Origin of the sequence: Tabrizicola sp., assembly GCF_016792905.1 — a bacterium.
Classification (GTDB): domain Bacteria; phylum Pseudomonadota; class Alphaproteobacteria; order Rhodobacterales; family Rhodobacteraceae; genus Tabrizicola.
Genome location: NZ_JAEULP010000004.1, coordinates 1 through 4,215, shown reverse-complemented (window position 1 = coordinate 4,215; position 4,215 = coordinate 1). Strand labels below are relative to the sequence as shown.

Here is a 4,215-nt window from a genome sequence, read left to right as displayed (position 1 = left end):
GGGCGGCATGACTTGAGGAGACTTCACGATGGCCAAGGGCACCGTGAAATGGTTCAATGAAACCAAAGGCTACGGCTTCATCGCCCCGGAAGGCGGCAAGAAGGACGTGTTCGTCCACATCACCGCGCTGGAGCGTGCGGGTCTGCGCAGCCTGAAGGACGGCCAGCCGGTCACGTTCGACATCGAAGCCGGTCGTGACGGCCGCGAATCCGCGACCAACCTGGCGCTGGCGTAAGCCGATCGGGGGCGGCCCGAGCTTTTCGCGTCCGCCCCCATCCCCTCAGTTCATCGCGATCGCGGCCCGGTCCCGCAGGACATGGTCAAAGCCGATCCGGAAGCTGGTATCCGACACATCCTCGGGCAGGCATACCGCCGTGCGGCGGCCCAGCGGATAGGCCGGAACATCGAATTCGCGGCTGACCAGCATCACCCGCATCTTCGCATCCCCGGCGATCAGCGTCGAAATCGCCTGCTCCGCCCCGGCGATGCCGCCGAAGCCGTCACAATCCATCACGAAAAGATCGTAGCCGAACGGATCGTCCAGGATCGCGGAGACCGCGTCCTCAATATCCTCTGCCGTATCCACCACGCTGCCGTAATCGGCAAGAAGCCGTCCGGTCCGGCTTTCGACGTGGTCGGTCAGAAGCATCACCCGCACACCCGGGGTGTGGGGCTGGACCCGCTGGCGGTTGGTCTGAAAGAAAGTCTGCACGCGCACTCCTCCACTACCTCCTGCCAAATTCGTTGAACAATGCGGAGAGCATTCGCCCGAAAAAAGGAAAGTTGCAGGAAAATCTGCCTGCCCGTTGCCACATTCAAGCCAGAGTTGCCTTGCTTTGGCCATGGTTCCGCACTCAGGTTGTAAGACTCACACCTTCAGACCTGCCAAGCTACCCATTGCGAAGCTGTTAACCTATTCTGCATGGAATTGCAGCCCTTGTTTGGACTGATGCCTGATTCGCTGCGGAAGCTCTGTATGAATCATCACACCAACATGACGTTCCTCGACCTGCGACAGGATCTGGCAGCCGCCTTTCGCTGGACGGCCCGGTTGAACCTGCACGAAGCGGTGGCCAACCATTTCTCGCTGGCGGTCAACCCCGAAGGTACCCGGTTCCTGATCAACCCGAATGGTCGCCATTTCAGCCGGATCACCGCCTCCTCCCTGGTCGAGATCGATGCGAACGACCCGAACACCATGTCGCGCCCCGATGCTCCGGACCCGACGGCCTGGGGATTGCACGGCAGTATCCACCGGGCCTGCCCCCATGCGTCCTGCGTCATGCATGTCCATTCGATCCACGCAACCGTCCTGGCCAGCCTGGCCGACTCGCGCCTGCCCGCCATCGACCAGAATACCGCGATGTTTCACAACCGCCACGTCATCGACGATCACTATGGCGGCATGGCCTTCGAGGAAGAGGGTGCCCGCTGCGCCCAGATGCTGGCGGACCCGAAGATCACCACGATGATCATGGGCAACCACGGGGTTCTCGTCGTCGGTCGCACCGTGGCCGAGACCTTCAATCGCCTCTATTATTTCGAACGCGCGGCAGAGACCTACATCCGCGCCCTGCAGACCGGGCTGCCCCTCCGCGTGTTGCCCGAGGCCATCGCCGAAAAGACCGCTCGGGAATGGGAAGACTACCCCGGCTTCGCGGAGGCGCATCTTCGCGAACTCCGCGCGATCCTGGACGCGGAAGACCCCGGCTACGCCCACTAGGGCCGCCCCCAGCCGCCCCCGCCCGGTGTGCGCATCTCGAAGACCGCGCCTTCGGGCAGGTCGCGCTCGTCATTGCCCTCTAGGCGTTCCTCGCGCCCGTCGGGCCAATGCACCCGGTTCTCGCCCACCGAGCCCGGCCCGCCGCCATCGCCCCCAAACGGAGCGACCCTCCGGCTGCCGCACAGCGTCGTCACTGTCACCGGCGCCAGGAACCGCAGCTTCCGCACCGCCCCGTTGCCACCCTTCCATCGGCCCTGACCACCCGAGCCACGCCGGATCGAGAATTCCTCCAGCCGCACAGGGAAGCGCTTCTCCAGCACTTCCGGGTCGGTCATCCGGGTGTTGGTCATGTGGCTCTGCACCGCGTCACAGCCCTGGAACCCCGGGCCAGCCCCGGTGCCCCCGGCAATCGTCTCGTAATTCTGGAAGCGGTCGTTGCCCCAGATGAAGTTGTTCATCGTCCCCTGCGCCGCCGCGACCACCCCCAGCGCACCATAAAGCGCGTTGCAGGCCGACTGGCTGACCTCGGTATTCCCTGCGATCACCGCCGCCGGGGCGACCGGGTTCAAGAGCGTCCCCTCCGGCACGATGATGGTCAGCGGCTTCAGGCATCCCTCGTTGAGCGGAATCGACTTGCCGACCAGCGTGCGGAAGACATACAGCACCACCGCCCGCGTCACCGCCTGCGGCGCGTTGTAGTTGCCCCGGTGCTGCGGGCTCGTTCCGGTGAAATCGATTTTCGCCGAGCGTGCGGCATGGTCGACCGTGACCGCCACACGGATCTCGGTGCCGATGTCCATCGGATAAAGGAACGCGCCGTCGACCAGCCGGTCGATCACCGCGCGCACACATTCCTCGGCGTTCTTCTGGACATGGCCCATATAGGCCGCGACGACCTCTGCCCCATGCTGGACGACAACGCGCAACAGCTCCCGCCGTCCGGTTTCGTTCGCCGCGATCTGCGCCTTCAGGTCGGCGATGTTCTGATCCGGGGACCGGCAGGGCCAGCGACCCGACGCCAGCAGCGCCCTCGTCTCCGCCTCGCGGAGCATACCCCGCACTACCAGCGGGAAGAGGTCGATCACCACCCCTTCCTCCTCGATCGTCGTGCTGTCCGGCGGGGCCGAACCCGGCGTCCGGCCGCCGATGTCGGCATGGTGCCCGCGCGAGCCCAGCCAGAACGCCGCCCTGCCGCCCACGAAGACCGGGGTGATCACCGTCACGTCCGGCAGATGCGTGCCCCCGTTCCAGGGTGCGTTCAGCATCCAGGCGTCACCTTCCCGCGCCGTCTCGCCGACCGCCGCGATGACCGTCTTCACCGCGTGCGACATGGAGCCAAGATGCACCGGCACATGCGGGGCATTGGCGACCAGGTCACCCGTCGCATCGAAGATCGCGCAAGAAAAATCCAGGCGTTCCTTGATGTTGACCGACCAGGCCGTGTTCGCCAGCGTCGCGCCCATCTGGTCGGCCACCGACATGAACAGGTTGTTGAACACCTCCAGAAGCACCGGGTCCGCCTCTGTCCCCGCCGCCGGGGGCCGCGCCACCGCCTCGACACGGGCCAGGATCAGGTTTGCCTGCCCGTCAACGGTCGCCTCCCATCCCGGTTCGATCACCGTCGTCGCCGTCGCCTCGGTGATCACGGCAGGGCCGTTGATCCGGGTCGCGGTCCCACAGTCGTCGCGCCGGTAAAGCGGCACCTCCTGCCAGCGCCCGCCCGCCCAGACCGTCAGCCGTTCCACCGGCTTGCCCGCTTCTGTGCCGGGAGCCATGTCCGGCAGACCCGCCCCGCCGCCCTCGGCTTCGACCGCCAGCATCTCGAACAGCACCGCCCGCTCGGGCGAGGTGAAGCCGAACCGCGCCTGATGCGCCTCGGCGAAGCCCCGCACCATCGCGGCCGCGTCCCCGAACGGCACCGGCAGCGCCTGGTGCTGCCCCTCATAGCGCAGATGCGCCGTCCGCGTGACCTTCGGCTCGGCGATCCCCTGCGCCGTCAGCTCTGCCGCTGCCTCTGCCGCAAGCGCCTCGATCCGGGCTTGCGCCTCGGCAACCGCCGACAGCGGCGCATCGAACTGCGCCTCCCGCAAGCTTCGCAGATGCGCCAGCCCCATGCCGAAGGCCGAAAGCACCCCGGCCTGCGGATGTATGAAAACTTTTTTCATGCCAAGAGCATCCGCCACCCCGCAGGCGTGTTGCCCCCCCGCCCCGCCAAAGCATTGCAAGGCATAGCCCGTCACATCATGCCCGCGCTGGACGCTGATCTTCTTGATCGCATTGGCCATGTTGTCGATGGCAATCCGCAGGAAGCCCTCGGCGATCACCTCCGGCGGGTCGAGCCGCCCTGTCACCGCCGCCACCTCCCGCGCCAGCGCCGCGAATTTCTCCCGCACCACTTCCGCGTCGAGCCGCTGGTCCCCGCCCGGCCCGAAGACCGCCGGGAAATGCGCCGGTGACAGCCGCCCCAGCATCACGTTGCAGTCGGTGATCGT

The 4,215-nt window shown here is 66.2% G+C and carries 4 protein-coding genes; 2 read left to right on the top strand and 2 right to left on the bottom strand.

Annotated features, from left to right (window positions below):
- The first annotated feature begins 28 nt into the window (after window positions 1-28).
- Window positions 29-235 (top strand): cold-shock protein, encoded by a 207-nt coding sequence (locus JNL31_RS00900; RefSeq protein ID WP_103258321.1) that lies wholly within the window; start codon window positions 29-31, stop codon window positions 233-235.
- Between the two features lie 45 nt (window positions 236-280).
- Here the strand turns inward: JNL31_RS00900 and JNL31_RS00895 are convergent, their stop codons facing one another.
- Complete coding sequence (locus JNL31_RS00895) at window positions 281-712, bottom strand: hypothetical protein (RefSeq protein WP_294968636.1); 432 nt, start codon at window positions 710-712, stop codon at window positions 281-283.
- A gap of 264 nt (window positions 713-976) precedes the next feature.
- Between JNL31_RS00895 and JNL31_RS00890 the strand changes: the two genes are divergently transcribed.
- Window positions 977-1,723: a class II aldolase and adducin N-terminal domain-containing protein gene (locus tag JNL31_RS00890; RefSeq protein WP_294968633.1), complete on the top strand. Its 747-nt coding sequence runs from the start codon at window positions 977-979 to the stop codon at window positions 1,721-1,723.
- Here JNL31_RS00890 and JNL31_RS00885 read toward each other — a convergent pair.
- The coding region (locus JNL31_RS00885; RefSeq protein ID WP_294968630.1) for a hydantoinase B/oxoprolinase family protein at window positions 1,720-4,215 on the bottom strand (2,496 nt) is incomplete at its 5' end. The two genes, JNL31_RS00890 and JNL31_RS00885, sit on opposite strands and share 4 nt — an antisense overlap.